This window comes from Pseudomonas sp. ACM7, from assembly GCF_004136015.1.
GTDB classification, from domain to species: Bacteria; Pseudomonadota; Gammaproteobacteria; order Pseudomonadales; family Pseudomonadaceae; genus Aquipseudomonas; species Aquipseudomonas frigoris.
Genome location: NZ_CP024866.1, coordinates 1,279,662 through 1,305,235, shown reverse-complemented (window position 1 = coordinate 1,305,235; position 25,574 = coordinate 1,279,662). Strand labels below are relative to the sequence as shown.

Here is a 25,574-nt window from a genome sequence, read left to right as displayed (position 1 = left end):
GCGTCGTCTGGCGACAATGGAAGCGGCCCTCAACGAGGGCACGTAACTTGATGCGCCTGGGGCTTAGCGAAGCTCGCGCCTGCAAATCAGCCTTCAATGGCCGAGGCCCATGGTGGAGCTCAGGCGCATCTCATATGAATCAGGCGCTGCCGAAGAAACTATGGGGTCAGCTTGGGTTAGTTTCGGTACTGGATACGATAAACCGGCTTAGCCGCATAGCTTGAACCGCCGTATACGGATCCGTACGTACGGTGGTGTGAGAGGACGGCGGCTGTAAAGCCGCCTCCTACTCGATCCGACTTTCGAGCCTTGCACCGTCCATGTGGGAGCGAGCTTGCTCGCGATGACGGTGGCACATTCAGCGATGAGGTGACTGTTACACCGCTATCGTCGGAACGCCGCCCGGACCAAGCTCGCTCCCACAGGTTATGTGTGTTCCCTAGGGTTTATCGGGTTTAGCCAACAGGGTGTACACGCACGGCAGCACAAACAACGTAAACAACGTCCCGATCGACATCCCCGTGGCGATCACCGTGCCGATGTCGAACCGGCTGACGGCTCCCGCCCCCGTGGCGATGATCAACGGCACCATGCCGAACACCATCGCGGCAGTGGTCATCAACACCGGACGCAGACGAATGGCCGCCGCTTCCTCCACGGCCTCGCGCGGCGTCAGGCCTTTGTCCTTGCGTAACTGGTTGGCAAATTCGACGATCAGGATTCCGTGCTTGCTGATCAGCCCGATCAACGTCACCAGGCCGACCTGGGTGTAGATGTTCATGCTCGACCAGCCCAGGAACAGCGGGATCAGCGCGCCACAGATTGATAGCGGCACCGTCACCAGAATCACCAGCGGATCGCGGAAGCTTTCGAACTGTGCCGCCAGTACCAGGAAAATGATTGCCAGCGCCAGGGCGAAGGTGACCCACAGCGCACTGCCTTCCTGGACGTATTGCCGTGATGCGCCGGCATAGTCGAAGGCGTAACCCACCGGCGCCTCTTCCCGAGCGATCTGGCGCACGGTGTCGATGGCTTCACCCATGCTGACTAGCGGCACCCCGGACAGGATGCCAGAGTTGAGTTGCTGGAACTGGTTCAACTGCCGTGGACGCGCCCGGTCGGTCACGGTGATCAGGGTCGACAAGGCCAGCAGTTGGCCTTGGGTGTTCTTGACGTAGTAATTGTTCAGCCAGTCAGGGTTGTCTCGGAAAGGTCGTTCGACCTGCGCGATGACTTTGTAGCTGCGACCTTCAATGGTGAAACGGTTGATCTCCGCCTCACCCAGCAACGTCGCGAGCGTCCCGCCCAGGTCCTGCATGGAAACCCCCATCTGTGCGGCCTTGGCGCGATCGATATCCACCACCACTTCAGGTTTGTCGAAGGCCAGGTCGACGTCGACGAAGGCGAACTTGCCGGACTCCATCGCGCGTTTTTTCACTCGGTCCATCACCTGCAGCAGCGACTCGTAATCGTTGGCTGAGTTGATGACAAACTGAAACGGCAGCCCCTCACCGGTACCGGGCAGGGAAGGCAGGTTGAAACCGAAGATCTGCAGCCCGGAAATGCTCTCCAGTTTGCGCTGGACCTCGGGCAGGATTTGCATCTGAGTGCGGCTGCGTTCGTTCCACGGTTTGAGCAGGAAGCCGCCGATTCCCGATTGCACGCCGTTGAAACCATTGATCTGGAACGAGGAGTAGTACTCGGGAAACGTCTTGAAGATCTCGACGAACTCGTCGGTGTACGCGCTCAGGTAATCGAGGTTCGCCGGTTGCGGGGCGTTGGCCAGCATGAAAATGATGCCCTGGTCCTCATCGGGCGCCAGTTCCGACTTGGTGAACTTGAGCAGCACCGGGATCAGGCACAGCACGATTACCGCAAACACCAGCACCACCGGCCGGGTGTTCAGGGTGCCGTGCAGCATGCTTTGGTAACGGCGCTTGAGGCCTTCGAAAATCAGGTCCAGGCGATGGGCGAGACCGCTGGGGTTTTCGTCGTGACGCAGTAAAAAGGCGCACATCATCGGCGACAGGGTCAGGGCGACGATGCCGGAGATCACAACCGCCCCGGCCAGGGTCAGGGCGAACTCCTTGAACAGCGCCCCCGTGAGCCCCGTCAGGAAGCCGATCGGCGCATAGACCGCCGCCAGGGTGATGGTCATCGAGACCACCGGCATGGCGATTTCCCGAGCGCCTTCGATGGCCGCATCCAGCGGCGTCTTGCCTTCTTCGATGTGCCGGTGGATGTTTTCCACCACGACGATGGCGTCGTCCACCACCAGGCCGATGGCCAATACCATCGCCAGCAACGTCAGCAGGTTGATCGAGTAGCCCATCATCTGCATGAAGAACATCACGCCGATCATCGACAACGGGATGGTGACCACCGGGATCACCACCGAACGCAGCGCGCCGAGAAACAGGAACACCACCACGATGACGATCAGCACCGCTTCGAACAATGTTTTGATCACCTCGTTGATCGAGGCCTGGATAAACAGCGTGGCGTCGTAGGCGATTTCACCTTTGAGGTTCGGCGGCAGTTGGGCTTCCAGGTCCGGCATGATCTTGCGCACTTCCTTGATCACGTCCAGCGGGTTGGCGCCGGGCGTGGCCTTGATGCCGATGTACACCGAAGGGGTCCCGCCGAAGGAGCTGATCGAATTGTAGTTTTCCGCACCCATTTCAACCCGCGCCACATCGCTGAGCAGCACGCGACTGTCACCCTCGACCTTGAGGGGAATCGCGGCAAAGGCTTCGGCGGACTTGAGCTCGGTATTGGCGTTGATGCTGGTGACGACGTACTCGCCTTTCACTTCGCCGGCGGCGGAGAGGAAGTTGTATTTGCGCACTGCATCGGTCACGTCGCTGGCACTCAGGCCGAAACCGGCCAGCTTGACCGGATCCAGCCACAGACGCATGGCAAATACTTGGTTGCCGAGAATCTCGGCTTCGGCCATGCCCGGCAGGGTCGCCAGTTTTGGCTGGATGACCCGCGACAGGTAGTCAGTAATCTGCGGGTTGCTCAGCTCCTTGCTGAAGAAGCTGATGTACATCAGTGCCGAGGCGTCGGCGGCTTCCTTGCTCAGCACCGGGTCTTCGGCGTCCTGAGGCAGTTGGTTCTTCACCTCGTTGGCTTTGGCCAGCAGTTCGGTGAACAAGCGGTCGCTGTTGGAGCCGATGCGCGCGTAGATCGAGATCACCGAGAAGTTCTGGCGACTGACCGACGTCATGTAGTCGATACCTTCGGCACTGGCCAGACTTTGCTGCATCGGTTGGGTGATGTAGCCCTGAATGGTTTCGGCGTTGGCCCCGGGATAAGCGGTGGTCACCGTGATCAGGGCGTTTTCCATTTGTGGATATTGGCGCAGCGGCAGCTTGCTCCAGGCCTGGAAGCCCAGCAGCACAATCAACAGGCTGACCACGGTGGCGAGCACCGGGCGGCGGATGAACGGGTCGGTAAAAGCCATGGGGGTTCCTTGATCAGTCCGCGCGCGGCGGGCTGTTCTTCTCGGCTAAGGTCTTGTCGTCGCTGATCGCAATGTGTGCGCCGTTGTCCAGTTTGATCTGGCCGGCCGTGACCACTTTTTCGCCGTTCTGCACACCTTTGGTGATCATCACTTGCCCATCGCGGCGCTCACCGGTTTCGATGAAACGCCGTTCGGCGATCAGGATCGGTTGGCCCTTGTCGTCTTTTTCCAGGCTGCCGTCTTCGGCTTTTTTCTGCGCGACGACATAGAGCGAGTTGCCGTACAGCGTGTAAGTGATCGCGCTTTCCGGCACGACGATGCGCGGCTGCGGGTCGGGCAACAACACTTGCAGGCTGGCGAACATCCCCGGCAGCAGTTTGCCGTCGGGGTTGGCCAGGGTCGCGCGGACCTGGACATTGCGCGTACTGTTTTCGACTTTCGGGTTGATCGCGCTGATGGTGCCGGGGAAGGTTTGTGTCGGGTAGGCCGCGACAACGATCTGTACCGGCTGGCCAAGGGCGATCTTCGGTATCGCCTGTTCGGGCACGAAGAAGTCTACATAGAGGCTGCTGAGGTCTTGCAGGGTGGCGATCATGGTGCCGCTGGCCACGTAGTCACCGACGTCCACCTGACGAATGCCGATGGTTCCGCTGAACGGCGCGACGATGCGTTTTTTCTCAAGCGAAGCCTTGAGCTGATTGACCGTGGCCTTGTTCTTTTTGAATACCGCCGAGAGTCGGTCGAACTCGCCTTTGGAAATCGCCTGGCTGCCCACCAGCTGGCTGCCACGGTTGTAATCCACTTGGGCCAGTCCGAGGTCGGCGAGGGCGGTTTCCAGCAGGGCGGTTTCCACGGCGCTATCGAGTTGGACGATCGGCTGACCGGCCTTAACCTTCTGCCCCGACTCGAACTGCACATCCGTGACGGTGCCGGCGATTTCCAGGCTCAGGTCGACGCCTTGCAGTGCCTTGAGGGTGCCGACGGTCGGCAGGCGGGCTTGCCACGGCCGTTCGGTAGCAGTGGCCACAGCAACACTGATCGCCGGTTTCGGCACAGCAAAGCCCTGAATCATCGTATAGATGGAGAAGGCTTTGTAACCGGCCAGGACCAGCACGATCAGCAAAACAACACCCAACATGATCAGCATGCGGCGACGCAGCATATTTCCACTTCCTTGGAGAAAATCAGGTGAGACAGTCGGGCACATTACTCCGAGTGTGGCGGGGATTCCAACTGGCAGAACTTACAGGTAGGCGTCACCCCGACCTGTAGCAGCTGGCGCAGCCTGCGTTCGGCTGCGAAGCCGTCGCAAATCCATGCAACGTGGTTTGTCTGATACACCGCGTCGTCGGATCTCACGACGGCTTCGCCGCCGAACGCAGGCTTCGCCAGCTGCTACAAAGGTCCGTGTTTAGATGAGGTGAAGGTGGTTGTCCCAGAGCCCTGCCGGCAGCTCCAGCGGTTTTGCAACCAGATCTGTCTGGCGGCAATCGTAGAACCGGCAGCGTCCTTGCCCCGAGGTCACGACAAAGCCATCGGCTACCGCGCCGACTCCGGCGCAATCGGGAAGCGGTGCGTCCAGGCGCACTTCACCGCTGTCCAGGTCCCAGATGAAAAAGCGGTTGCCCCGTGGCGCGGTCAACGCGACCAGGCGAAGTTCGCTGTGCACCGCGACACTGGCGGTGTAATGCCCCATAGCCTGCAACTGATGCTCAGGCACCGGGAAGGCCACGAACGGCTGGCCGGGACGCTTGATCGCCAGCAGCTCCGAAGACTCATGAGACGGCCCCATGAACTGCTGACCGGCGACGATGGTGCCGTCGCTGGCAATCCCCAAATGACGCACGCTGTTCATCGGCTGGGCGAGGGTTTCCTTGCTCAGCAGGGTGCCATCGCGATGCATCAGGACCAGGCTTGGCTCCATGGCATTGAGGTTCATCTCGACGCGGCTTTCGGCCTCGGTGCGAATGCCTCCATTGGCCACCACCAGGGTTTCGCCATCGGGCATCCACGACACCTGATGCGGGCCGACGCCGTGGGTCGAAATCTCGCCGCTGTGTACCAGTCGCTCGCCTTCGAACTTATACACACCGAGCAAGCCTCGACCCGGATCGGAGGTATCGTTCTCGGTGGCGTACAGCCAGTCGCCGCTCTTGTGAATCACCGCGTGACCGTAGAAGTGCCGATTCGGCAGCGAGGTCACGGTTTGCAGCAGCGTGCCGTCGCTCAGGTCGATCAGGTAACTCTCGGTGCCAGGACGACGGGCGACGAACAGCGCAATCGGCAGCGTCGGGTGGTTGATGATGTCGTGGCAACGCTGGCCGACCTGGGTGGCAAACACCCGGGTGCCGTCCAGCCGATAGCCGACGGCGTAGTGTTTGCCGTCGGTGTCGTCCCGCGCCGAGAGCAGCAGCGGGCTTTTGTCCTTTTGCTTGAACAGCGTCCAGCCGCCCAGTGTCATCGCACCCAGCAGCAAACTACCTAACGTCAGAGCCTGGCGTCGCAGCATGGAACTTGCCCTCATCAGTCACCGTCGTTGGCGTTGAAGCCCAGTTGAATGCCTAGCGCCTTGGCCAGTTCGCCTTCGTGCAGGCGGTGGACGACGTTGAGGCTGTCGTAGAGGTCGTTGAGTTGCTGGCGACCGGCATCGTCGTTGAGCATCTCGGTCAGCGAGCGCTGGTTGCTGGCGAACAGTTTCAGGGACGCGGCGTAAGCGGCGTCGATCTTGTCGGCTAAAGGTTTTTGCTCGCTCGGCAACAGGCCGCGCAGGCCTTTGTTGTCGACGCCTTCCCATACCGTTTTGGCGGCGGCGAGGCTGGCTTCGAGGCCGGTCAGGGACGACTGGCTGCGCCATGCATCGGCCTGGAACGGTTGTGGCACACCCTTTGTCTGACGGCCCATCGGCGTGCCGAGTTTTTTCTTCAGGCTGTCGAGGGCGGTGACTTGCACGCGCAACAGATCGGCGATGGCTTCGTGGGAATCAGCGTAGCGCTGGTTCGGGAATTTGCTCAATTGCGCGAGCATGCCGTCGGTGTTGTTCCAGGTTTTCAGGATCTCTTCGGCCAGCTGTTTCTGACGCTCGCCAATCGCTTTCAGCAGCGGGCAGTATTTGGCTTTCTGCACGTCGTTGGCCACGTCTGGCTTGCTGTCGAACAGGATGTATTCGTAGGCGGAAAGGCCTTGAACCACAACGCTGGACTTGGCCAGGGCAGCGGCATCGATCTGCGGCTGTGCGGTGACCAGTTGCTCGACCTGACGGCCGACGAGGTTTTTCTTGTCCGGCCAGAACTGCACCTGCCAGGCGCGATTGCCCTCGGCCAGCGGCCCGATCAGCAGCGGTTGCAGCTCGGCCCAGGCTTTCTGCGCGTGCAGGAAGTCGGCGCGGGCGGTGTCGAGGTTTTCCTTGCCTTCGCAGTAGGCGAGGGCGCTGACGGCCAATTGGCGGTCGGCTTCAACCCAACGCGTGTAGGTCGGCAGGATCACCGACTTGGCGATGGCCGCCGACGTGACGGCCTGCGGATCCTGAGGCGAACAGGCGCCCAAGGCTAGCGCGGCAAGGCTGGTGAACAACAATTTGGGACGGAACATGTCGGGCTCCCGGTTCTTATCGAAAAGTGTTTAGAGAGAATTCAAAAACGCCAGCAACGCAGCGCGCTGCTCGGCATTGAAAGACAAAACCTGTTGTTGCGCCGCTGTTGCTTCGCCGCCATGCCAGAGCACGGCTTCGAGCAGATTGCGGGCGCGGCCATCGTGCAAAAACTGGGTGTGGCCACTGACCGCCTGTGTCAGGCCGATGCCCCACAACGGCGGGGTGCGCCAGTCGCGGCCACTGGCCTGGAATTCGCTACGGTTGTCGGCCAGACCGTCGCCCATGTCATGCAGCAGCAGATCGCTGTAAGGGCGAATCACTTGATTGGCCAGTTCAGGTTCTGCGGCGTTGGCGGCGGTGGTGTATTTCGGGGTGTGGCAGGACTGGCATCCGGCCTGGAAAAACAGAGTCTTGCCGGCCAGCACCTCGGGGACGCTGACATTGCGGCGGGCCGGTACGGCAAGGTTACGGCTGTAGAACAGCACCAGACGCAGGATGTTATCGCTGACTTCCGGCTCGCCATCCGGGCCATTGCCGTTGGGCGCTTGCTTGCAAGCGGTTTGCGCGTCGGTGCAGTCATCAACGGGTCTTAGGCTTGTGGTGAGGCCCATGTCACCGGAAAACGCATGAACATTCTGTTGATTGAGGTTTGGTTGGCCGGCCTTCCAGCCAAATCGCCCGAGAACGGTTTTTTGCTGCGCGTCATCCCAGACCCGGTTCGGGCGTCCGGCGATGCCGTTTTTGTCTTTTGCCTGAGCCTCGGCATTGGCAAGGATCGCTTCGTCGGGAATCGCTTCGAGCAGGCCGAGGCCAATCATTGGCGGTGCAACCCTGGCCGAGAAACGGGTGTCAGGGTGCATCGGGCCATAGCCGAGCTGGGTGATCTGCAACGTCGGTTTGCGCAACTCGACTTCGGTGCCGTCCTTGAAGCGAATCGGAACGGGCGTGTAATCGACGCGCACTTTGCCTTCCGGCACGACACCCGGCACGGACATGTCCTGGAATTGTCCGCCGTAGACCGGCTCCGGGACGACACCGAGTTGCTTGATGACGTTGGCATACGCCGGCGTATCGGGAATCGACAGGCGCACCAGCATCGACACGGCGTTCTGCGCATCAGGCGTGGGCGGATGACCGCGGCCATCCTTGATGTGGCAGCCCTGGCACGCGTTGGTGTTGAACAACGGCCCGAGGCCATCCCGGGCGGTGGTGGTCGACGGCGCGATCACCCAGGGATTACGGAAAAAACTGTTGCCGACACTGAAGTCCACGCGCCGTGACGGCGGCAGATTGGCGGACGGCAGGGAAAATGAGTTCTGATCGGTCTTGCGCACGGTTGCGCTGCCACCGGACCGGGCTTCACCGGGTTCGGCTTGGGTAAAGCGCGGGGCGTCATCGCAGGCACTCAGGCCCAGGGCCAGAAACAGTGCGGACAAGCGAAGAGGCAGCGAGGGCATCGGACATCCTGCAGGACGAGCAAAACAAGGGGCGCAAAGTCTAACAGGGCAGGGGAGATTGAATAAGAGGAATTATCGTTTGGTTGATGTGGAGCAGGGTTTTTCTGGAAAACCGCAATCCCCTGTGGGAGCGGGCTTGCTCGCGAAAGTGGTGTTTGCCGCACTGGAGATGTTGTCTGTGATGGCCCCTTCGCGAGCAAGCCCGCTCCCACATTTTGACCGGTGTGAAACCCTATTTTGGGCAGGGATAAAAAAGGCGACCTGCGAAGGTCGCCTTTTTATTCAGCCAGCGTTGATCAGAACTCGTGATCAGCGTTGTCCGGGTTCAGGTCACTGATGCCCAGTTTGCCAGCGGCGGCTTCGATCGAACCGGTCTGCTTGACCAGGGAAGCGATAGCGTCGCGGACGATCTGATTGCCAGCGGTGTTGCCGGCGGCGATCAGTTGGTCGTAGTGCTCACCCTTGTTGGCGTGATCGACCATGACCTGCAACTTGGCTTCGGTCGCCGCCAGGTCGGCTTTGAGCGCGGTGTCGGCAGCCGGGTCGGCTTTGGCCACCAGGGACGACAGGCTGGCGCCGGTCATTTTGGTGCCGTCGACGCGGGTGTATTCGCCCAGGTACACGTTTCGAATGCCTTTGGCATCGTAGAAGTGCGAGTTGTGGGTGTTGTCGCTGAAGCAATCCTGTTCGTCTTCCGGGGAGTTGGCTTCCAGGGAAACCTTCATGCGCTCGCCCGCCAGTTCGCCCAGGGACAGGCTGCCCATGCCGAACAGCATTTTGCGCAGGCCGGATTCAGCTGGCTCGGCTTCCAGGGTGGCGCGGTAGTTGTCGGCCACGTTCGGCTTCCAGTTACCGACCATTTCTTCCAGGTCGCTGACCAGCAGTTGGGTCACGGACTTCAGATAAGCGCGACGACGATCGTTATGACCGCCGGTTGCGCCTTTGCCTTCCAGGTAGTCGGAAGCTGGACGGTTGCCGGCGCCAGGGCCGGTGCCGTTCAAGTCCTGGCCCCAGAGCAGGAATTCGATCGCGTGGTAGCCGGTGGCGACGTTGGCCTCGGAACCACCCAGCTCGTTCAGGCTGGCAAGTTTTGCCGGGGTGATGTCTTTCACATCGACCTTGTCTTCGCCGACCTGAACCTGGGTGTTGGCGATGATGTTGGCCGTGGCGCCCGGGTTACCCAGTGCGTGCTCGTAGGATTTGTCGACGTAGTCGATCAGGCCTTCGTCCAGTGGCCAAGAGTTCACCTGACCTTCCCAGTCGTCGATGATGGTGTTGCCGAAGCGGAACACTTCGCTCTGCAGGTAAGGAACGCGGGCGGCGATCCAGGCAGCCTTGGCGGCTTTCAGGGTGTCGGCGTTCGGCTTGGCGAGGAAGGCGTCGACGGCGGTTTGCAGGGTCTTCGCGGTGGATTCGGCATCGCTGTAAACGGCGAAGACGATGTCGGCGTAATGCGCGACAACGGCTTTGGCCGCGGCTTCATCGACTTTACTGGCAGCGGCAGGTGCAGCCGCCGGGGCCGTGGTGCTGGCGGCCGGAGTCGGTGCTTGCGCAGCGACAGCTTTGTCTTTGCCTTCGCCACAACCGGCGAGGGAAATAGCGATGGCCAACAGACTGGCGGTAGCCAGAGGCATACGAATCATGGCGAACATCCTGCTTCGAGAAGGGTGGAATGGCGCAGCAAGCGCGCAAAACTGCGACATAATGCAAATCTTTCGCATTATCTGTAAAGGGCTGTACCTGGAAATATTTCTTATTCAGGCGGGAGTTGTGTCGTAGATCAAGAGATCGCAGCCTCGTTTCACTCTGTAGCAGCTGTCGAGTGAAACGAGGCTGCGATCTCTTGATTTTCTACAAAATAGCCGCGTTACTGCGCTGGGCCTGTTTCAGATACGCGCTCAATTCCCGCGCCGGCAGCGGCTTGCTGTAGAGATAGCCCTGACCTTCGTGACAGCCCTCGGAGATGATGTAGGCCTCTTGCTCGGCGGTTTCCACGCCTTCGGCAATCACCTGCATGCCCAGGCTCTTGCCCAGCTGGATGATGGCCCGAACGATGGTCGCATCATCGTCGTCATCGAGCAGGTCCTGAACGAAGCTTTTGTCGATCTTGATCTTGTCCAGCGGCAGGCTTTTCAGATAGCTCAATGACGAGTAACCGGTGCCGAAGTCGTCGATCGCGATCAGCGCACCGGAGCGGCGCAGGCTCAGCAGGTGCTGTGCGGCCGTGCTGATGTCTTCCATCAGGCCGGTTTCGGTGACTTCCAGCTCCAGGCTGCGCGGTGGCAGGCGGTACATCTGCAGGAGGTTGTTGACCACCCGTGGCAACTCGGCGTGGTGCAGCTGCACTGTGGACAGATTCACCGCCATGCGCAGGTCGACGAAACCCTGGTCATGCCAGTCGCGCAATTGCTTGCACGCCTGATCCAGCACCCATTCGCCGATGGCGATGATGGTGCCGTTCTGCTCGGCCAGGGGGATGAACAAGTCCGGCGGGACCAGCCCGTGCTCGGGATGCTGCCAGCGAATCAGCGCCTCGACACCCACCACCCGGTGATCGCGATAGCTGACCTGCGGCTGATAGACGAGGTACAACTGGTCACGGGCCAAGGCGTCGCGCAGGTCTTTTTCCAGCTCCCGACGGCGGCGCATTTCGGTGTCGACGCTGGCGATATAGAACTGATAACGGTTGCGCGAGCGAGTCTTGGCCAGGGTCATGGTCTGCTCGGCTTTTTGCAGCAGTTTCTCGGTGCTGTCACCGTCCTCGGGGAACAGGGTGATGCCGATGGTGGCGCGCAGGCGAATCTCCTGATGATCGAGGGCAAATGCCGCTTCCAGGTCATCGAGAATGCTTTGGGCCAGTTCGGCCGCTTCGTAGGGTTGTTCGATGTCGGCCTGAACCAGGGCGAACTGGTCGCCGCCAAGGCGGGCGAGGGCGCCAAGGCGTCCGCTGTGAGCTCGCAGGCGATCGGCGAGGGCCAGCAGCAGTTGGTCACCGGTCTGGTAGCTGAATTGTTCGTTGATGCCTTTGAAATCGTCCAGGCCGACCACCAATACCGCGACCCGACGTTGCAACTTGCCGGCGTCTCCCAGGATTTTGTCCAGTTGCTGCTGCAATTGCTGGCGATTCGGCAGACCGGTGAGGAAGTCGTACTGAGCCATGCGAAGCAGGCTGTTTTCCGCTACGTGGCGCAAATGGGTGTTGCGCTCGATGGACTCGAGCAACTGGTTGGCGGTGTTGATCCAGATCCCCAGTTCGTTCTTTTCATGCCCCTTGAGTAGCGGGATTTTGTGTGCGCTGGGGCGATCCGGATTGATTTCCGTGAGGTGTTCGATGATCCGCGACAGCGGCTTGGTCAGCAGCCAGTGATAGACCAGGTACAGCACCAGCCCCATGGCCATCGCACGCAACACGCCGGAGATGAAGATGATCACCGAACTGACGATGAAACCCTGGCCGTAGGTGGCTGTGTCGAGGGTGATGCTCAAGTCGCCGTAATACTCGCTGTAAGGGCCGCGACCCACCAGTTGGGTGGTGAAGGTGCGTTCCTTGCCGAGGATCAGGTCGGTCAGCCAGCGACTGTCGGAATGCTGCAGCTCGCGAGACTTTTGCGCGAGCATGGCTTCGTTGGGATGGCCAATGGAGGCCTTGCGCACAGCGTCGTCCTGAAACAGGCCTTCGATCACCTGCATGCCCATTTCCCGGTCCAGGCTGTAGACGGCCTGGGTCGAGGGGTCGCGGAACATGTCGAGGATGCGTTGGGCATCGCTGGCCACGGCCTGGCGTGTTTTATAGGCATCGAAAACGATCTGCGCGCAGCTCAAGACCACACCGACGATCAATGCCGAGAGGAGCACGACCCGAAGCAACTTCACCGACAAGCTGTTCTTGAGTTCCAGCTTCAAAGAGTCATTCCTTGTTCCGTGCGGGTAGCGTCAAGTTGCCGTGAGTATTGGCAATCCGGTGATGGCAGTCAAAGGGACAATCAATCACATGGGGTTTTGCCTGTAGCTTGGCCGAAATGCTGTCGTTGGGAGTATTTGCGCTATTTGTACTGTGTCGGTTGTTGAGTCCTTCAACTTGAGGGGGATTTGGACATATTTTCCGTTTGGTTGATGTTAGACGGCTGTGGCGTTGGGGCAAGGGGCTGAAGGCTGGTTTCATCGTGGGAAATCGCCCTGGTTTCTGCGGATGTACACGTTTTGAATGTGTGAGCGAGCTTGCTCGCGATGGCGGCCTGTCAGCCGACCAAGCTGTTGGTTGACCGAGTACATATCCATTTCTGCGGTAACGGCCACCTATGGTTCCGCCCTTACGGCGTGTCACTTTGGCAAACGCCCCAAAGTAACCAAAGGTCTCGCCCCAAGCGTCCGGCCCCTCGCTTAGGCTCGGCGTTCCTTCGTTCCGGCATTCATCTGGGGGCATCGCCTCCGGCCGGCTTCGCTTCGACCTCCTCTCGATGTGTTCGACTTCGTCGAACGGCGCTGCGCGCCTGCCCCCCAGATGAACACCTCCACTCAGCCTCCCGAAGGGGCGGGTGGATCAAGATCAAGAGCTGCAGGCGAGCTAACGCTCGGCCTGTTGAGTGGTGAGAAGCGAAAGGCGTGCCCGATCCATTGTGGGAGCGAGCTTGCTCGCGATGGCGGCCGCACAGGCAACGGATGCGCCCGTTTAAACAGCGGTAAAAAAACCAGACCTTTCCCACGAGGTTTTCAGGTTGCCCGTAGGAAGTGGGTTCAATAACCTTTTGGGGGTCGCTGAAAAAATCTGCGACCGGGTGTGAGATCCCAGACTAAGCAATTGGAAACCAGTGCAAGGCCCTCCATAATTGCCGGCAGCTTGAGGCTGTCAGCGATGTTTTATGGCGGCTGTGTGCGGGCGGACTTCGGTCCGGCCGGGTTCCTTTTGCCGGTGATCTCACCCTGCACATAGCTGCCACCTCTTCTTCGAGTGAGATCGGGAATCGATGGCGCACACCTCAAAAGGAAATGTAAGTGGATAAATTAATCCCAGACCCACCCTACAAACCCGATCCCATGTTCATGATTGCCCCAGACATGGATACCGAATCCCTCCTGGCTCACGCCTGTGAGTCATTGGCTTCAGCCAACGTCTTGGCCAGTGATTTCGCCACCTACCTGACCGGCTCCCAGCGCAGTACGGCGTTGGCCATTGCGCAGATCGTCATGTTGGCGGACTTAGCCGTTAATCGGGCGTTGGATATCGTCGATCCGCAGGCGACCTGACATTCTCCAGGCAATAAAAAACCCGGCCAAAGCCGGGTTTTTTGACTGGCGTCGATCTTAAGCGGTGAAGGTTTTGCCTTCGAACTGCTCAGCCACGAATTTCCAGTTGACCAGGTTCCAGAACGCTTCGACGTATTTTGGACGAAGGTTGCGGTAGTCGATGTAGTAAGCGTGCTCCCAGACGTCGCAGGTCAGCAGCGGGGTGTCGCCGTTGGTCAGCGGGTTGCCGGCGCCGATGGTGCTGGCCAGGGCCAGGGAACCGTCAGCCTTTTTCACCAGCCAGCCCCAACCGGAACCGAAGGTGCCGATGGAAGTCTTGCTGAATTCTTCCTTGAACTTGTCGAACGAACCGAAGGCTGCGTTGATCGCGTCAGCCAGTGCGCCGGTTGGTTGACCGCCGGCGTTTGGCGCCAGGCAGTTCCAGTAGAAAGTGTGGTTCCAGACCTGAGCGGCGTTGTTGAAGATACCGCCCGAGGAAGATTTGACGATTTCTTCCAGAGTCTTGCCTTCGAACTCGGTGCCTGGCACCAGGTTGTTCAGGTTCACGACATAGGTGTTGTGGTGCTTGTCGTGGTGGTATTCCAGAGTTTCCTTGGAAATGTGCGGCTGCAAGGCATCGTGTGCGTAAGGCAGCGGCGGCAATTCGAAAGCCATGATGATTCTCCTAATCAGGTCAGTTGCGGTGAGCGCAAGGCCGATCACGGGCGGCCAGACAAGCGCCGGGGAGTTTGTACTCTTTGCGGCGCATCGGATCGGATCATAGCACCGGGGGTGCGGCATAACCACGCAACAACTGTGTGGAATAGAGGTTCCAGAGCCTTTTGGAATAATCAGCTGGCGACGATTAATTGAAAGGCCACTGTGAACATCATGACCGCCACCAGCATATCGAGAATTCGCCAGGTACTTGGCCGAGCCAACCATGGCGCCAACCACGCCGCGCCCAGCGCCAGGGTGAAAAACCACAGCAATGACGCACTGGCCGCGCCCACCACATAAGCGCCGGGCTCTGTTTGTTGGGCACCGAGAGAGCCGATCAGCAACACGGTATCCAGATAAACGTGCGGGTTAAGCAGCGTTACGGCCAAAGCGCTGAGCATCACCGCGCGCAGCGAGCGCACCGTTTGGTTTTCGCCCTGTTGCAGGCTCTGTTTCGAGCAGGCCCGACGCAACGCCAGGCTGCCATACCAAATCAGAAACGCCGCGCCACCCCAGCGGGCGACTGCCAGCAACGTCGGGTTCTGCGCCAACACCGTCGCCAGGCCGAATACTCCGGCGGCCACCAGCAAGGCATCGCAGGTCACGCAGAGTGCTGCCACGGGCAGGTGATGTTCACGCCGAAGGCTCTGAGCCAACACAAACGCATTCTGACTGCCGATCGCCATGATCAGCCCCGCGGCCACTAACAGGCCGTTCACATAGCTTTGCCACATAAGGTGTTTACTCCGCGTTGGCCGCCAGATCCCGCAGCACGTGCAGGGCGCGTTCGGCATCGGCCTGGCCGACGAATAAATGGTCGTGGTAATAGCCGGCGATCACGTTGCAGCTGATGCCCGCCTGGCCTAATGCCGTGGCGAACGCGGCGGTCAGGCCGACGGCTTCGAGGGCCGAGTGCACGTTCAAGGTGATCCAGGCCGCGACGTAATCGAAACTGAAACCCGCCTTCTCGGCGTGGGAACGTTCCAGAATCACCGTCAGACCTTCCTGCTCGCGAAAGCTGCCGACAATCTCAAGGCCTGCTGGCAGCTGGCCGTCGCGCAGGGTGCAGAACACGTATTCGCCGACGTTGAGTTGCGGGCTCATGCTGCGCAGCAAGGTTGCTAATGAAGTTTCGCCAGCCATGTCGATGATCCTTGTTCAAGAGTTCTTGCTGGCCATTCTCCGGTGTCAGGCTGTATAAGAAAAACCAATCATGCTGATCGCTCATTAGGAAAACTGATGTTCGACTATAAATTGCTTTCTGCCTTGGCCGCGGTGGTCGAGCAGGCCGGGTTCGAACGTGCGGCTCAGGTGCTCGGTTTGTCGCAATCGGCGATCTCCCAGCGCATCAAATTGCTCGAGGCGCGGGTCGGCCAGCCGGTGCTGGTGCGGGTGACACCGCCGGCCCCGACCGAAATCGGCCGACGGCTGCTCAACCATGTGCAGCAGGTGCGTTTACTTGAACGGGACTTGCAAACACTGGTGCCGGCACTCGACGAAGAAGGCCTGCCGGAGCGTCTGCGCATCGCCTTGAATGCCGACAGTCTCGCCACGTGGTGGGCCGTGGCGGTCGGGGATTTTTGCGCGGAACAGCATCTGCTGCTGGATCTGGTGGTCGAAGACCAGACCGTCGGCCTCAAACGCATGCGCGCCGGTGAAGTCGCGGCGTGCGTCTGCGCCAGCGAGCGCCCGGTGGCCGGCGCGCGCAGCGTTTTGCTGGGGGCCATGCGCTACCGTGCGCTGGCCAGCCCGGCATTTATCGCCCGGCATTTTCCTGAAGGTGTACGCGCCGATCTGTTGTCGAAAACCCCCGCGTTGGTGTTTGGCCCGGACGATTTCCTACAGCATCGCTACCTCGCGTCCCTCGGCGTCGATGGCGGATTCGAACACCATTTATGCCCCTCGTCCGAAGGCTTCATCCGTCTCACGGAAGCGGGACTCGGTTGGGGCCTGGTGCCTGAACTGCAGGTGCGCGAGCAACTGGAGCGCGGCGCATTGGTGGAGCTTTTGCCCGATAAGCCGATCGATGTGCCGCTGTACTGGCATCATTGGCGCAATGGCGGTCAGTTGCTGGGGTTACTCACCGATCAGTTGGTGCGTTCGTCGAAGCAATGGCTGGTGCCGTTGGACTGACGGGCAGCGTCAAGACCTGACGAAATACGCAAAACGAAATATTCGGAGCAATTCATGAAGATTCTGGTTACCGGCGCAAGCGGCTTCATTGGCGGGCGCTTTGCGCGTTTTGCCCTGGAGCAGGGCCTGGACGTGCGGGTCAACGGTCGCCGGGCCGAAAGTGTGGAGCATCTGGTGCGCCGTGGCGCCGAGTTCACCCAGGGTGACTTGAGCGACCCGGAACTGGCACGCGACCTGTGCTCAGACGTCGAAGCCGTGGTGCATTGCGCCGGTGCGGTCGGTTTGTGGGGGCGTTATCAGGACTTCCATCAAGGCAACGTGCAGGTCACGGAAAACGTGGTCGAGGCCTGCCTGAAACAGCGGGTTCGGCGACTGGTTCACTTGTCGTCGCCGTCGATCTACTTCGATGGCCGCGATCATCTGGGTCTGACCGAAGAACAGGTGCCCAAGCGCTTCAAGCATCCCTACGCCGCGACCAAATACCTGGCCGAGCAAAAGGTTTTCGGCGCTCAGGAGTTCGGCCTCGAAACCCTGGCCCTGCGCCCGCGTTTCGTGACGGGGGCTGGTGACATGAGCATCTTTCCGCGGCTGCTGAAAATGCAGCGTAAAGGACGGCTCGCGATCATCGGCAACGGCCTGAACAAGGTTGATTTCACCAGCGTGCAAAACCTCAATGAAGCGTTGCTCAGCAGTTTGCTGGCCAGTGGTTCGGCCTTGGGCAAGGCCTATAACATCAGCAACGGCACGCCAGTGCCGTTGTGGGACGTGGTCAATTACGTGATGCGCAAGATGGAAGTCCCACAGGTCACGCGCTACCGTTCCTACGGATTGGCCTACACCGTAGCGGCGCTCAACGAGGGGGTGTGCAAGTTGTGGCCGGGTCGTCCCGAACCGACCCTGTCGCGCCTGGGCATGCAGGTGATGAACAAAAATTTCACCTTGGACATCAGCCGCGCCCGGCATTATCTGGACTACGATCCGAAAGTCAGTCTCTGGACCGCCCTCGATGAATTCTGCGGCTGGTGGAAGGCCCAGGACATCCGCTGACGCGCGGGTTAGCGCCGCCACACTGAACCGAGTTCAGGGTTGAGGGTCAATCGATGCGGCAGTGGGGGTTATACTGCGCCGCATCAAGCCATCACCGCGTTCCACAAAGGTTGACTCAATGTCCATGCGTAACGATGCCAACGACGACTTCGACGATGTACCGAGCCTGCGTGCCGACAGCCTCGACGACGATGATTTTGTGCCCACTGCTCGTACCACCGTGCATTCGCGGCCCGCGCCAGTCGTCAAAGTCAAAAGCGCGAGCACCGGCCCGCTGTGGGCGCTGGTTGGCGCCTTGTTCTTTGCTTTTGCAGGCCTTGCCTGGTGGAGCTTCCAGCAGCTCTCGCTGATGGAACAGCAATTGGTGGCGACCCAGGAAAGTTTCGCGCGTATCAGTGAGGATGCGGCGGGGCGCTTGCAGGACATTTCCGGCAAGGTTGTCGCCAGTCAGACCAACGTCAGCAGCGACAGCGAGGCCTTGAAGCTGCAAATCAAACAGCTGGAAAGCAAGCTCCAGGATCAAAGCAAACAACAGCAAGGCGTTGTCGGCCAGACCACCGATCTGGACAAACGCCTGGCGCAGATGAGTGCACAGACCACCGATCTGGATAAGCGCTTGGCGCAGATAACCGCGCAAGGCACCGAACAACAGGCCGCCACCATTCAATTGCAGGCTCAGGTCAAAGTCTTGAACAGCGATGTAGCCGTGCTGAAAAGCAACCCGGCGGACACAGACAAATTCGACGCACAGCTAAAAAGCCTTGGCTCTGACATCGTTGCACTGAAGAAACAAGGCAACCCGAGCGCCGCCATCGAGCGTCTGGAGCAGGAAGTCATTGTCCTCAAAAGCCAACAGGACAATCGCCCGGCCGCGACGCCAGGCGGGACCAATACCGCCGAGTTCGACGCCTTCCGTAGCCAGGTCACCCGCAACATCAACACCCTTCAGGCGCAGATCCAGAATTTGCAGCAGCAGCTGCGCGCAAGGCAGTGAGCCTTCAACCGGCCTGTGTAGCAGCTGTCGAGCCCCAGCGAGGCTGCGTTCGGCTGCGCAGCAGTCGTCAATTCAATTAACTCGGTTTACCTGAAGCACCGCGTTGATTGATTTACGACTGCTTCGCAGCCGAACGCAGCCTCGCTGGGGCTCGACAGCTGCTACAGAGCCGAACGCAGCCTTCGACAGCTGCTCGCTCTGTGCTTTCCTGAATATTCGTACAAATCCCAAGCCGTCTACGCTCTTGAACACCAACAAGAACGAGGCCAGGTTCAGCTGCCGGCACGGAAAAGGACGACAGCCAGGCTGCCAAAGCCCTGCTGGAAAAAGCCCTGGCGTACTACCACGACAATGGCGACAAGGCCTTCGCTGCTTTCAGCCGTCAGGGCGAGTTTGTCGACAAGGATCGTTACGTGTTCGTGGTCGACACCAAGGGCGTGATGCTCGGGCCGAATACCGCTGGCAGAACTGGTCCGACGGCAAGGTCGAGGACAAGCATGCCTACCTGAAAAAGGTCGGGCATTTTCTGGTGGCTGTCGGGTATTACAGCCCTTGAATGGCGGTGCCTGACACACCGCTTTCGCGAGCAAGTCGAATCGTCGCACCGCCGTTCCCACAGTAGATCTTCAGTGATCACAGCATTTGTGTACGACGGAGATCCAATGTGGGAGCGGGCTTGCTCGCGAATGCAGGCGACTCGGTCCGTCTATCGAACCTTATCCTCGCGCCCCCGCAACACCATATTCGGCATGGCAACCGCCGCCGCCAGCCCCAGCAGCGATACCGCCGCGCTGACCATCAGCAAATGTTGAAAGGTCAGCAGCAGCTCGGCGCGCAAGGCGTTCTGCGCATCCCCCGGCGCGGCGTTCAAACCATCGAGCAAGACGTTCCCCGAACTGCCCTCGGCAATCATCGAAGAGCCGGCCAGGTGGGCAAAACTTGAGTCCTGTAACAACGCCAACAGCAGGGCTGACATCAAGGCCACACCCACCGCGCCGCCCAGTGAGCGGAACAGGTTGGTGGTGCTGGTGGCGACACCGATGTCCCGTTGTGCCACCGAATTCTGCGTTCCAACCAGGGAAGTCGGGAACTGCATGCCGCTAGCGATCCCGCTGAGCAACATAAACAGACTACTGAGCACAAAGGCCTGGGGAGGACTGAACGCCATACCGAGAATCGAGATCGGCATGATTAGGGCCCCGGTCAGAATCATGGGTTTGTAGCGCCCGGTCACCGAGGTTCGGCGGCCGGCGAAATACGCGCCAATCGGCAAACCTATTGCCAGCGGCAACAGGTGCAACGCGGCGCTGTCGGCCCCGGCGCCGGTAACGCTCTGGAAGCGCAGCGGCATCAACACAATCAGCGAGATCGCCTGGAAACTGGTGAAGAAAATCGTGCACCAGCACAGGATCGCATTGCGATTGGCAAACAAATGCATCGGCAGCAGCGGCTCCCGCGCCCGGCGTTCATGCCAGACGAACAGCGCCAGTACCAACACCGCACAACCGAGCAGGCCCAGCACTTCGGCGCTGCGCCACGAATGGCCCTGACCGACCTGGGTGATGCCCAGCAACAAGGCGGTCAAGCCGATGATCATGAGCAACGTGCCGAGGTAATCGATGATCGGTTTGCGTTGTGGCACTGGCAAACCCACCAGCGTTCGATTGGCCACCAGCCAGGCACCGAGGCCCAACGGAAGATTGATCAAGAACACCCAGCGCCACGACAGGTACTCGGTCATGTAACCGCCGAGTACCGGGCCGGCCACGCTGGCCACGGCGTACATGCTGCTGAAATAGCCTTGATAGCGGCCGCGTTCCCGGGGCGGCACGATGTCGCCAATGATCGCCTGGCTGACCGAAATCATCCCGCCGGCGCCGATGCCTTGAAGAATCCGCGCCAGCACCAGCTGCTCCATGCTCTGGGCCATGCCACAGAAAAGCGAAGCGACCGTGAACAGCCCCATGCCAAACAGCATCAACTTGCGGCGACCGTACAGATCGCCCAATTTGCCGTAGATCGGCACGGCCACCGTCATCGCCACCATGTAGCCGGAAATCACCCAGGCGAGCAGGCTGACGTCCTTGAATTGTGCGGAAATGGCCGGCATCGACACCGCGACGATGGTCTGGTCCAGCGCGCCCAGAAAGATTGCCAGCATCAGGGCGATCAACACGCTGCGAATGGCTGGTTTGGGCGTTTCAGGCTGGTTGAGATTGGTCACGGGTTAGAACCTGCGGACAGTGATTGACCCGCAAGGAGCAAGGCGAGCGGGGATGCTCGCCAGTGTAAGTCGATAGCAGGCTATTCGATAGCCTCGTACGGAAGGCCGACGTAATTTTCTGTAATGGTTTTTCGACCAGCCTCGGAGTCGACGAAGTACGCCAGTTCCGACTCGGCGATGCGCTGACTGAAGGCGTCGTTATCCTCGAAACGGTGCAGCATCGAGGTCATCCACCAGGAAAACCTTTCGGCTTTCCACACCCGGCGCAAACAGACCTCGGAGTACTTCTCCAGCAAATCCACACGGCCTTCTCGGTAAACCTTCAGCAGAATGTTGAACAGCGTACTGACGTCGCTGGCCGCCAGGTTCAGGCCCTTGGCGCCGGTGGGTGGGACGATGTGCGCAGCGTCGCCGACCAAAAACATCCGCCCGTACTGCATCGGTTCGACGACAAAACTGCGTAACGGCGCGATGCTTTTTTCGATGGAAGGTCCAGTGACCAACGACGCTGCCAACGCGCCAGGCAGACGGGATTTGAGTTCATCCCAGAAGCGTTGATCAGACCAGTTCTCGACGTGCTCGTCGGCCGGCACCTGGAGGTAATAGCGGGTGCGGGTGGCCGAACGCATGCTGCACAGGGCAAAACCGCGCTCATGCCTGGCATAAACCAGCTCTTCGTGAACAGGCGGGGTATCGGCAAGAATCCCCAGCCAGCCAAACGGATAGACCCGCTCGAACACGTTCAGGCACTCGGCAGGAATCGCCTGCCGGGCCACGCCATGGAAACCGTCGCACCCGGCGATGTAGTCGCAATCGAGTCGATACAGCTCGCCGTCCTTCTCAAAAGTCACGAACGACTCTTCGGTTTTCATCCCGTGAGGAACGACGTTGCTTGCCTCGTAAATCGTCTGCGCGCCGGCCTCCCGACGAGCGGCCATCAGGTCGCGAGTGACCTCGGTCTGACCGTAGATCATCACCGTTTTGCCACCGGTCAGGGCTTGCAGATCGATGTGTACCCGGCGTGCGTCGAGGGCCAGTTCGAAGCCTGTGTGGACCAGCCCTTCGGCGTCCATGCGCTGCCCCACCCCAGCCTGGCGCAACAGCTCTACCATGCCTTGTTCGAGGACGCCGGCACGGATTCGTCCAAGCACATAGTCCGGGGTCTGGCGTTCGAGAATGAGGGTGTCGATGCCGGCGTTGTGCAGCAATTGACCGAGCAATAAACCGGACGGACCGGCGCCGATGATGGCGATTTGGGTTTTCAGCGTTTTCATTGTTTTTATGACTCGCAAGCTTCACGCAACCAGGGCCGGTGAATAATTTTTATGGATCGAGTGCTTGCATTTTTCTCTCGCGAGTCTGTCAATTGAAGGGGAAAACTGAGCCGATACCTGTACATTCTGCCAATCGGTGCGATTATCGCCCGCCTACCCCCGAGGCCTGGATTGAAGTGATGAACAAGCCTGACCTACCTTCGATTCCAGTGTTCAAGCTCTACGGTGAAAGCCTGGATTGGCCGACCCCGGACTTGCTGCACTGTGAAACCATTTCCAAACGCAGCCGCGAACACCAATGGGAAATCAAACCCCACCGCCACGCCGATGTGTGCCAGCTGCTCTTCGTATTCAAAGGTCAGGCAGAGCTTGAAATCGAAGGTAAACGCACGCAATTGACTGAGCCGGCGATCCTGATCCTGCCGCCGTTATCGGTGCATGGCTATCGGTTTTCCGAGGACGTCGAAGGGTTTGTCGTGACCCTTGCCGCGCCGCTGGTCGCCCATCTTCAGGCGCAACTGGGCAACTCGGTGAACGCCCTGGCCCAAGCCGAAAGTTATCCGGCGGGCAAGCAAGGCGAATACCTCAACAGCCTGTTTTCAGCGCTGCAAGACGAATACACCGGCCACCAGCCGGCTCGCGAAATGCTCATGCATTCGCTAGTCAGCGTGATCATGGTGTGGGTCAGCCGCCAGGTGATTTGCCGTCGCAACGCCAGCCAGCGTCCGCAGCGTGCCCGGGAATATCTGAACGGTTTTATCCAACTGGTGGAAGAGACCTATCGCCAACACGTCAAGGTCGAGGACCTGGCCCATCGGCTGGGGATTTCCGTGTCCCACCTCAACGGCACCTGCCGTGAGCTGGCGGGACAACCGGCGTTGCAGATCATGCACGAACGTCAATTGCTGGAGGCCAAGCGCTTGCTGACCTACACCAGCATGACCATTTATGAGATGTCCGACGTGTTGGGGTTCTCTGATCCGACCAACTTCACGCGCCTGTTCCGGCGTCGAGTGGGGATCTCGCCGAAGGCATTTCGCGACCGCTTGAAGGCCGATCAGGACAACGAGGCCTGATCCCCTTCGTTACTTGAGGGCATTGAGGGTCGCGTTGTGGGGAATGCAGCGTTCGAAGTTACAGCTCGCGAATTCACGGGGCAGTTGTCGCAACTGCTCGACGCGCCAGGCCGCCGTGCCATACAGCGCAAGCGTGGCCGCGCAGGTGATGAAAATCGCGAGGTATCTTCTTGTTTTGATGTTCATGGCGTTGACCTCTGAACGAATACCCTTCGGTATTACTTTGAGCATAGGTCAGCGCCTGTGAGTTGTGTAGGAGCTGGCGAAGCCTGCGATCTTCTGATCTTGTTTTTAATCTTCTGTGGCTCTGAAAAGATCAAGATCAAAAGATCGCAGCCTTCGGCAGCTCCTACAGGTTTGCATCCCACGCCGGTTCTTCCGGGAATCTGAGCACCAGAAAATCCAGCATGCTGCGCAACGCCGCCGGCATGTGTTTGCGTGAGGCATACACCGCGTAAATGTTCATTTGCCGGGGTTCGGCGTGGGGCAGCAGGCGGATCAGTTCGCCGCTGTGGATATGCACGCCCGCCTGATAACTGGGCAGCATCGCCACCCCGGCGCCAGCCATCGTCGCGCGCAACAACGTGCTGGCTTCGTTGGCGCTGATGTTGCCCTGCACCGGCACTGACACCTGCTCACCGTCCTCCTCGAAATGCCAGAGGCTTTTGCCGAAGTAGGAGTGGGTCAGGCAATTGTGCTGGCTCAGATCCTCGACCCGCCGCGGTGTCGGGTGTTCGAGCAGATAAGCGGGGGAGGTGCAGATCACCGAGCGGCAGACGGTCAACCGCCGCGCGATCAGGTTCGGGTCCAGGTCGTTGCTGGTGCGGATCGCCAGATCGATGCGCTCATCCACCAGGTTCACCGTGCGGTCGAGCATCTGCATATCGATGCTCACACCAGGGTAACGTTTGACGTAAGCGGCCATGGCATCCGCCAGTTGTGCCTGACCGAACGAAGTGCTGACGCTGATGCGCAACAGGCCGCGTGGTGCCTCGTCCGGTTCGCTGACGGCGGCTTGCATGTCCGTGGACAGGTCGAGCATCTGCCGACAACGGGGCAGGATTTCACTGCCGGCAGCGGTCAGGCTCAGCTTGCGCGTGGTGCGGTGCATCAGGCGTGCGCCGACCCAATCCTCCAGCTCCGCCAGATAGCGCGAAACCACGGGCCGTGACAGGTCCAGGTGATCGGCGGCGGCCGACTGGCTGCCGAGGTCAACCACTGTGACGAACACCCGCATTGCTTGTAGACGATCCATCATTTGCTCACTTTCAGAAACAAACTATGTCCCAGCATCGCATTTTTTGTACTGAGTCATGCAACTAAGCTCTGTCCCCTGTAGGAGCTGATGAGTGAAACGAGGCTGCGATCTTTTGATCTTGCCTTTAAGAAGCAAAGTCACAAGATCGCAGTCTCGTTTCACTCGTCAGCTCCTACAGAGCCATCGGCCAACCCTGGCCATCGACAACGGAGCAACAGATGATCGGCTTCACCTCGCTTAAACGTATTTTGCTGGCCACCGCCACCCTCGGTTTCGCCGCCCACGCAGCGGCTGCATCGAGCCTGACCCTGGACGTCTACAACCCGGGCGACAAGGCGATCTTCCCGGTGACCTCGGTGTTGGTCAGCGGCGAGAAAGACGCGATTTTGGTGGATGCACAATTTGGCAAATCCCAGGCCGAGCAAGTGGTCGAGAAGATCCGCGCCAGCGGCAAGCAACTGACCACCATCTACATCAGCCACGGTGACCCGGATTACTACTTCGGCCTCGACACCCTGACCGCCGCATTCCCCAACGCCAAAGTGCTCGCCTCGCAGCCGACCGTGGATCACATCCAGAAAACCGTCGACGGCAAACTGGCGTTCTGGGGGCCGAAAATGGGCGCCGACGTGCCTGCCAAAACCATCGTGCCGGATGTACTAAAAGGCGACAGCCTGATGCTCGAAGGGCAGAAGTTGCAGGTAGTGGGGCTTGAGGGCAAGCAGCCGGATCGCACCTTTGTCTGGATTCCGTCGATCAAGGCTGTGGTCGGTGGCGTCGTCGTCGCAGAAAACATCCACGTGTGGATGGCCGACACCCAGACGCCGCAATCCCACGCCGATTGGTTGACCACGCTGCACGCCATCGAAACCCTGAAACCGAAAACCATCGTGCCGGGTCATTACCTCGGTGAGAGCGCCCGTTCGCTGGCCGCCGTGCAGTTCACCGCCGTTTACATCAAGGCGTTCGACGAGGAAACCGCCAAGGCAAAGGACGCTGCCGCGCTGATCGCAGCGATGAAAAAACGCTACCCGAAGCTGGGTGAAGAAAGCTCGCTTGAACTGAGCGCCAAAGTCGCCAAGGGCGAGATGAAGTGGTAACCCGTCGTAACTC

General features: G+C 59.8%; 20 protein-coding genes and 2 pseudogenes. 8 read left to right on the top strand and 14 right to left on the bottom strand.

All coding sequences use genetic code 11. The features are described 5' to 3' along the window. Positions 1–224, top strand: a pseudogene (locus CUN63_RS32060) (group II intron reverse transcriptase/maturase); the annotation flags it as partial. A 215-nt stretch (positions 225–439) separates the two neighbouring features. Here the strand turns inward: CUN63_RS32060 and CUN63_RS06250 are convergent. From CUN63_RS06250 to CUN63_RS06220, 7 genes are all read right to left on the bottom strand, one after another. After that, positions 440–3,466, bottom strand: a complete 3,027-nt coding sequence (locus CUN63_RS06250; protein WP_129437990.1) for a multidrug efflux RND transporter permease subunit — start codon at positions 3,464–3,466, stop codon at positions 440–442. 13 nt (positions 3,467–3,479) lie between these two features. Continuing rightward, positions 3,480–4,628 carry an efflux RND transporter periplasmic adaptor subunit gene (locus CUN63_RS06245; RefSeq protein ID WP_129437988.1) on the bottom strand — a complete coding sequence of 383 codons (1,149 nt, stop codon included), beginning with the start codon at positions 4,626–4,628 and terminating at the stop codon, positions 3,480–3,482. Between the two features lie 249 nt (positions 4,629–4,877). Further along, a complete protein-coding gene (locus CUN63_RS06240) occupies positions 4,878–5,975 on the bottom strand; it encodes a DUF1513 domain-containing protein (RefSeq protein ID WP_129437986.1) in 1,098 nt (365 codons plus the stop codon). Between the two features lie 14 nt (positions 5,976–5,989). Then, positions 5,990–7,054 carry an imelysin family protein gene (locus tag CUN63_RS06235; protein ID WP_129437984.1) on the bottom strand — a complete coding sequence of 355 codons (1,065 nt, stop codon included), beginning with the start codon at positions 7,052–7,054 and terminating at the stop codon, positions 5,990–5,992. A 30-nt stretch (positions 7,055–7,084) separates the two neighbouring features. After that, positions 7,085–8,512 (bottom strand): di-heme oxidoredictase family protein, encoded by a 1,428-nt coding sequence (locus tag CUN63_RS06230; protein WP_129437982.1) that lies wholly within the window; start codon positions 8,510–8,512, stop codon positions 7,085–7,087. Between the two features lie 296 nt (positions 8,513–8,808). Continuing rightward, positions 8,809–10,155 carry an imelysin family protein gene (locus CUN63_RS06225; protein ID WP_129437980.1) on the bottom strand — a complete coding sequence of 449 codons (1,347 nt, stop codon included), beginning with the start codon at positions 10,153–10,155 and terminating at the stop codon, positions 8,809–8,811. Positions 10,156–10,363: 208 nt separating this feature from the next. Next, positions 10,364–12,415 carry a bifunctional diguanylate cyclase/phosphodiesterase gene (locus CUN63_RS06220; RefSeq protein WP_129437978.1) on the bottom strand — a complete coding sequence of 684 codons (2,052 nt, stop codon included), beginning with the start codon at positions 12,413–12,415 and terminating at the stop codon, positions 10,364–10,366. Positions 12,416–13,504: 1,089 nt separating this feature from the next. On the opposite strand from CUN63_RS06220, the gene CUN63_RS06210 reads away from it, so the two are divergent. Next, the gene (locus tag CUN63_RS06210; RefSeq protein WP_129437976.1) at positions 13,505–13,756 is read left to right on the top strand and encodes a DUF6124 family protein; all 252 of its coding nucleotides are present in this window, start codon (positions 13,505–13,507) and stop codon (positions 13,754–13,756) included. A gap of 57 nt (positions 13,757–13,813) precedes the next feature. Here the strand turns inward: CUN63_RS06210 and CUN63_RS06205 are convergent, their stop codons facing one another. The 3 genes from CUN63_RS06205 to CUN63_RS06195 all read right to left on the bottom strand — a co-directional run bounded on the left by CUN63_RS06205 (position 13,814) and on the right by CUN63_RS06195 (position 15,598). Beyond that, complete coding sequence (locus CUN63_RS06205) at positions 13,814–14,410, bottom strand: superoxide dismutase (RefSeq protein WP_095133215.1); 597 nt, start codon at positions 14,408–14,410, stop codon at positions 13,814–13,816. Positions 14,411–14,586: 176 nt separating this feature from the next. Beyond that, the gene (locus CUN63_RS06200) at positions 14,587–15,189 is read right to left on the bottom strand and encodes a LysE/ArgO family amino acid transporter (RefSeq protein ID WP_129437974.1); all 603 of its coding nucleotides are present in this window, start codon (positions 15,187–15,189) and stop codon (positions 14,587–14,589) included. Between the two features lie 7 nt (positions 15,190–15,196). After that, a complete protein-coding gene (locus CUN63_RS06195) occupies positions 15,197–15,598 on the bottom strand; it encodes an ACT domain-containing protein (RefSeq protein ID WP_129437972.1) in 402 nt (133 codons plus the stop codon). A gap of 96 nt (positions 15,599–15,694) precedes the next feature. Here CUN63_RS06195 and CUN63_RS06190 point away from each other — a divergent pair, with 96 nt between their 5' ends. From CUN63_RS06190 to CUN63_RS06175, 4 genes and pseudogenes are all read left to right on the top strand, one after another. After that, positions 15,695–16,588, top strand: a complete 894-nt coding sequence (locus tag CUN63_RS06190) for a LysR family transcriptional regulator ArgP (protein WP_129437970.1) — start codon at positions 15,695–15,697, stop codon at positions 16,586–16,588. A 54-nt stretch (positions 16,589–16,642) separates the two neighbouring features. After that, positions 16,643–17,635 (top strand): NAD(P)-dependent oxidoreductase, encoded by a 993-nt coding sequence (locus tag CUN63_RS06185; protein WP_129437968.1) that lies wholly within the window; start codon positions 16,643–16,645, stop codon positions 17,633–17,635. Between the two features lie 118 nt (positions 17,636–17,753). Further along, the gene (locus CUN63_RS06180) at positions 17,754–18,629 is read left to right on the top strand and encodes an ATPase (protein ID WP_129437966.1); all 876 of its coding nucleotides are present in this window, start codon (positions 17,754–17,756) and stop codon (positions 18,627–18,629) included. Between the two features lie 275 nt (positions 18,630–18,904). After that, positions 18,905–19,182 (top strand): annotated as a pseudogene (locus tag CUN63_RS06175) (calcium channel protein); the annotation flags it as partial. 153 nt (positions 19,183–19,335) lie between these two features. On the opposite strand, the gene CUN63_RS06170 reads toward CUN63_RS06175, so the two are convergent. Further along, positions 19,336–20,853 (bottom strand): MDR family MFS transporter, encoded by a 1,518-nt coding sequence (locus CUN63_RS06170; protein ID WP_129437964.1) that lies wholly within the window; start codon positions 20,851–20,853, stop codon positions 19,336–19,338. An 80-nt stretch (positions 20,854–20,933) separates the two neighbouring features. Then, positions 20,934–22,127, bottom strand: coding sequence for a 4-hydroxybenzoate 3-monooxygenase (gene pobA / locus CUN63_RS06165; RefSeq protein WP_129437962.1), 1,194 nt, complete (start codon positions 22,125–22,127; stop codon positions 20,934–20,936). Between the two features lie 179 nt (positions 22,128–22,306). Here pobA and CUN63_RS06160 point away from each other — a divergent pair, with 179 nt between their 5' ends. Beyond that, positions 22,307–23,203: a helix-turn-helix domain-containing protein gene (locus CUN63_RS06160; RefSeq protein ID WP_129437960.1), complete on the top strand. Its 897-nt coding sequence runs from the start codon at positions 22,307–22,309 to the stop codon at positions 23,201–23,203. 9 nt (positions 23,204–23,212) lie between these two features. On the opposite strand, the gene CUN63_RS06155 is transcribed toward CUN63_RS06160, so the two are convergent. Both CUN63_RS06155 and CUN63_RS06150 read right to left on the bottom strand, forming a co-directional pair. After that, the gene (locus CUN63_RS06155; RefSeq protein WP_129437958.1) at positions 23,213–23,434 is read right to left on the bottom strand and encodes a hypothetical protein; all 222 of its coding nucleotides are present in this window, start codon (positions 23,432–23,434) and stop codon (positions 23,213–23,215) included. A gap of 118 nt (positions 23,435–23,552) precedes the next feature. Then, positions 23,553–24,458 carry a LysR family transcriptional regulator gene (locus tag CUN63_RS06150; RefSeq protein ID WP_129437956.1) on the bottom strand — a complete coding sequence of 302 codons (906 nt, stop codon included), beginning with the start codon at positions 24,456–24,458 and terminating at the stop codon, positions 23,553–23,555. A 221-nt stretch (positions 24,459–24,679) separates the two neighbouring features. Between CUN63_RS06150 and CUN63_RS06145 the strand changes: the two genes are divergently transcribed. Then, positions 24,680–25,561, top strand: a complete 882-nt coding sequence (locus CUN63_RS06145) for an MBL fold metallo-hydrolase (protein WP_129437954.1) — start codon at positions 24,680–24,682, stop codon at positions 25,559–25,561. Positions 25,562–25,574: the final 13 nt, after the last annotated feature.